Raw genomic sequence first — 4121 nt, 5'->3', positions numbered from 1 at the left:
GCGTGCAGGGGCGCGAGAGGTGACTGGTTTTGGGCTGGGTACAGCAGCGGGCCTGTATGTTGGTAAAGCGACCTTTGCAGGAGGAACTCTGTTGGCAGTTAATGCTGGCTTGACGTTAGCGGGTCCCGTTGGCTGGGTGCTGCTTGGGGGAGTATTCGCAGTAAGCCTCACAGCTGGGTACTTTGCTGGTTCGAAACTGGATGAGCTGGGACAAAATGGTGCGGATTGGATAATGCGGAGCTTATGAGGATATGACAATAGAAGGGGCTGTGTATATCAGCATGTTTTCGCTGTTTATTGTTTCTGCTTTCCTCTGGTTCCTATTTTCTTACAGGGTTGTCCCTCGAATAGATAGAAGAATGGCTGAAGCTGGGCAACCAAAGGCCTGTCCTCTGGATATTATGGGCTTACGTGTTTTGATGATTGCTACCGCCATTGGCTTGCCTGTGGGGAATCCATTAAACCATGACGGTAATCCACTGATTAGCGCACGTGCGATCAGGCCTTATGCGAATAGCACAGAAAAGTTGCTCGGTTTGATGTTAACACTGACATCGTATGGTTGGGTTCTGATTGCACTCGTGGGTTCTTTCTTTATTCCAGAAGCCTGAGTGTTGTTACCCTGAAAGTATGATGGCCTACGAGTTTGATGCAAAGCATGGAAGGTTGAGTGATGACTGAAGAGTTCTCATGGATCGAACTGATGTCAGTGCTGGTTCTGTTTCTGGTATGGGGGATAGCTTTACTTATTTTCAACAGGACAACCGTACCGAGTATTGATAAACGTATCGAGGAAGCAGGATGCTCCAGAGAGATGCCTGTTGATATTATGGGAACCCGAGCGCTTTCGTTCTCTGATGTGTTGGCTTTGGGCTTCTTGGGTATTAACTCAAGTAAATATCCGTTTATTAATGGTGAATTAGTCAATAAATATGCGACTTCGTACGATAAAGGGTTGGGTTTCATCGTATCGATATCTCAGTATGTCATGTTTCTTGTGGTCTTCATCGGGTGGCTTATCAGGAGCGTAATTTTCTAGCCTCTTTGATAGCTCATCATTGCCTTTCCTCGAACACCGGCACCTCCGGCATCTTCACCCTTTTTGATTCTTTAGGCACTAACACCACAGATTCTCCGTCGGTCACCAGCTCATCGTTCTGATTTGTCACTGTGCAGGCGAGGGTAGCGACCGGCTTGTGCTCGTGAAGTGCTATTACCTCCACGTTCACGGTTAACGTATCTCCCGGGCGCACAGGCGCTCTGAAGTTCAGCGTTTGCGACAGGTAAATGGTACCAGGCCCTGGAAACTGGGTGCCCAGCATGCGAGAGATCAGAACCCCTGAATACATGCCATGAGCAATCACACCGCCAAAGCGGGAGTGCTCTGCGTAATCGTGATCAAGGTGCACCGGGTTATTATCCCCGCTGGATGCAGCAAACAGGCGGATATCGCCTTCCGTGACGGTATGGGTTAATTGGTCGCTGTCTCCGATACTCAGTGACGAATAGGCGTGGTTGATCGTCGATGACATAACACTGCTCCGCGATAAGGTCAGGAGTCAGGTTAACGCGATGAGATGAAAATACGATGACGCAGTGCAGTTGATCGTCGCCTTTGTTCATGCTCTGGCAAAGAGATGAACCTGTAGCTTGTAGGAGGGGATCATATCCCCGGCTTGCCGCAGCCCGTGTAAAATGGCAATACGTTACGCGAATCTATTATCCATCGGTGAATCTTATGAAATTCAAAGTCTCTTACGACGCCCAAACCTCGGATGGCATCAAAGCTCTGTGGGAGTTACCAGCCGATGCGACGGTTCTCGACATTACCCCGATGGGCGATGTGTTTTTAGAATTACCGGATGGCGAGTTCGTGATGGTCTCGGTTACCGACGGAGAAGTGATGACGGTCACCGAAGAGATCAAAGAATACGGCCTACCGCCCGTTGATGTGGCTCTGGGAGACGACTGGTATCACTTGGATGCCCAGGCCGCACTCTCAGAGGCGGGCATGACCTTGTATGCCAATGAATGTTTCGGATTCAATACACCGCTTTTTAAAGGTGGCGATTACTCCGCTGAAAATATCGAGGTGATGGATATTCTGGAATACCACAAGCAGGTTCGTGAATTTTTGGCTGCTAATTAATAGAAGGTCTGTGGATTTGTAGGAGGGGATCTTATCCCCGACATCTTGGTTGCAGTGTAGGAACGAATCAGTCGGAGGCTATTCGCGATAGGTGGTGAGGTATCTGTTGGGTTGACCTAAATAGCCCATAGCTCTGAGTGTGCCCAATACTCAACTTTTGAGTTTCGAACTGTGCGCCTTCCTGATGTCCTGACTGACCACAAAGGGTTATTTCTGTGGATTATGAGAGCAGATGTTGCTGGTAAGATCTTAGGGCATGTTGGTGATCGGAAGTCGAAGGCGTATAAGAAATCAACGACTCTGCCCCCTTGAATCTGGACTCAGGTTTTTCATTCTTCAATCTAATCCAAGCCACTCCTTTTGAATAGGATAGTTTCGTAAGCTATTTCAGGTGTCGCCGTGGGTCTTGGCGACCATGAAGTACGCGAATAATTTCTACTGTATTAGTAGTGACTCTGTAAAACAGCGTATGGCTTTCAATAGGAGTGCTTCTGACATCAAGCAAGAGTTCGGTTCGCTCAGTGCCCATCAACGGTTGTTCGGTAAGAGACCAAAAGTGCTCTTTGAGAGTTTCTAGATAACTGTCGGATTGGGCTGCTCCCCATTGCCTAAGTCCGTACTGATAAATGTCCTTAAGATCAGCCTTGGCGGCAGGCGCAATAACAAGTTGGCGTACTGGCATTTGGTTCAGGCCTTGATGTCGTCAAACAATGAGTCTAGTGCGGCTTTTGATTCAATGGTGATGCCTGCTCCGCGATCCAGTTCATCCGTGCCTGTTCTTAGTTGCTCGCGCAGGTGAGCCAGTTTTACTTCGTGAATCCAGTCTTCGTGTGTATCCATAAAGCGTAGTGCTTCACGAATCACCTCGCTGGCGTTGTTGTATAAGCCGCTTTCAACTTTGGCTTTAACGCGAGACTCCAGTTCGGCAGTCAGGGATACATGCATAATGATCTCCAAAGGCAGATGTTTATGCAGTTTATGCTAGGTCGCCATACAAAGATTGTCAATCTTTGTATGTTTGTGACTGGTGGGGCAGACGGTTTTACACATCATTTTAATCCGTAAAACAGCAGGGCATGGTGGTGATCGGAAGTCGAAGGCGTATAAGAAATCAACGACTCTGACCCCTTGAATCCTGACCCCTTGAATCAAGGCGGGGAACCACATAGTCCGCACTGGATTCCCGCCTTCGCGGGAATGACCAATAAACTGATAGCTAGCTGCCATTGAGGCAGGCCTGAGCGTCATGCATAATTGCCAGAATAAGCACTTCATCAGGGAAGACACCGTGCCAGAACTACTTTTTCTCAAAGAGCCTGCCAAAGCCTCAGACGTATTACATGGGCTGAATGCCGATGATACTCAACAGCTGTGCATGGCAAACCAGGTTATGCCGGGCACATCGTTGTCACGCTCTACCGTCTTCAGCCTCGAGTCCGACAGTCTATCGGTCAGTGTACGTAATCAACTGAACCGGGTAGCACCCGCCGAACGTCAGTGTATTGCGGGTGTCGCGGAAGCATGTGGTGATGAAACTGCCGTTCTGGCTGCCTTTCTTGATCGCTATTTCGGCGATGAGAACATGGCACAGTTGAATGCTGCTATTAATGCAGGGTCGACGGCGGCTTTCGCAAGACTGAACAATTTTGAAAAAGCCGTCGTTACTTATCAGAAGTCGCTTAACAATCTACGTAGTCTTGTGGAGTCTGGTAAATACGGACGTGGGCAAGGTCAGCGCATTATCGAAGCCAAGCGCTCGGTGCGTATTGCCTATGCTGAACTGGCGCAGCGCTACGCTATCGAGCTTCAGAGTTTTTCACCGGCTGCCCACCGAGCAAAAAATCGTGGTACAGCTTTTAGCAACGCGGAACGTGGAATTACGTTGGCGAAGCGCAAACCTAGAGCGACTAAGCCGGATATCCGGTTAAACGTTGAAGGGCAGTTGCAGGCCAGCCAGATCGCCAGAATGGGT

Annotated in this window: 8 protein-coding genes; 5 read left to right on the top strand and 3 right to left on the bottom strand. The window is 49.0% G+C overall.

Features of this window, described 5'->3' with window-relative positions; translation table 11 throughout:
* From B2R29_RS04305 to B2R29_RS04295, 3 genes are all read left to right on the top strand, one after another.
* The coding region (locus B2R29_RS04305) for a hypothetical protein (protein WP_301179938.1) at positions 1-247 on the top strand (247 nt) is incomplete at its 5' end.
* Between the two features lie 112 nt (positions 248-359).
* Positions 360-611: a hypothetical protein gene (locus B2R29_RS04300; RefSeq protein ID WP_301179937.1), complete on the top strand. Its 252-nt coding sequence runs from the start codon at positions 360-362 to the stop codon at positions 609-611.
* Between the two features lie 59 nt (positions 612-670).
* Positions 671-1039 (top strand): hypothetical protein, encoded by a 369-nt coding sequence (locus B2R29_RS04295; protein ID WP_301179936.1) that lies wholly within the window; start codon positions 671-673, stop codon positions 1037-1039.
* A gap of 16 nt (positions 1040-1055) precedes the next feature.
* Here B2R29_RS04295 and B2R29_RS04290 read toward each other — a convergent pair whose 3' ends face one another.
* Positions 1056-1532, bottom strand: coding sequence for a MaoC/PaaZ C-terminal domain-containing protein (locus tag B2R29_RS04290; RefSeq protein ID WP_301179935.1), 477 nt, complete (start codon positions 1530-1532; stop codon positions 1056-1058).
* A gap of 206 nt (positions 1533-1738) precedes the next feature.
* On the opposite strand from B2R29_RS04290, the gene B2R29_RS04285 reads away from it, so the two are divergent.
* Positions 1739-2149, top strand: a complete 411-nt coding sequence (locus B2R29_RS04285) for a T6SS immunity protein Tdi1 domain-containing protein (protein WP_301179934.1) — start codon at positions 1739-1741, stop codon at positions 2147-2149.
* Between the two features lie 382 nt (positions 2150-2531).
* On the opposite strand, the gene B2R29_RS04280 is transcribed toward B2R29_RS04285, so the two are convergent.
* Entirely contained in the window at positions 2532-2831 is a 300-nt protein-coding gene (locus B2R29_RS04280) for a type II toxin-antitoxin system RelE/ParE family toxin (protein WP_301179933.1), read from the bottom strand.
* Between the two features lie 5 nt (positions 2832-2836).
* Positions 2837-3094, bottom strand: coding sequence for a type II toxin-antitoxin system ParD family antitoxin (locus B2R29_RS04275; RefSeq protein WP_301179932.1), 258 nt, complete (start codon positions 3092-3094; stop codon positions 2837-2839).
* A 343-nt stretch (positions 3095-3437) separates the two neighbouring features.
* On the opposite strand from B2R29_RS04275, the gene B2R29_RS04270 reads away from it, so the two are divergent.
* Positions 3438-4121, top strand: a 684-nt coding sequence (locus B2R29_RS04270) for a hypothetical protein (RefSeq protein WP_301179931.1), incomplete at its 3' end; no start/stop codon positions are given.

The sequence above is a fragment of the Thalassolituus sp. UBA3500 genome, from assembly GCF_002377545.1.
GTDB lineage: Bacteria > Pseudomonadota > Gammaproteobacteria > Pseudomonadales > Oceanobacteraceae > Thalassolituus.
Note: the sequence above shows the minus strand (reverse complement) of the source record. Positions and strands in the feature narration are given on the sequence as shown.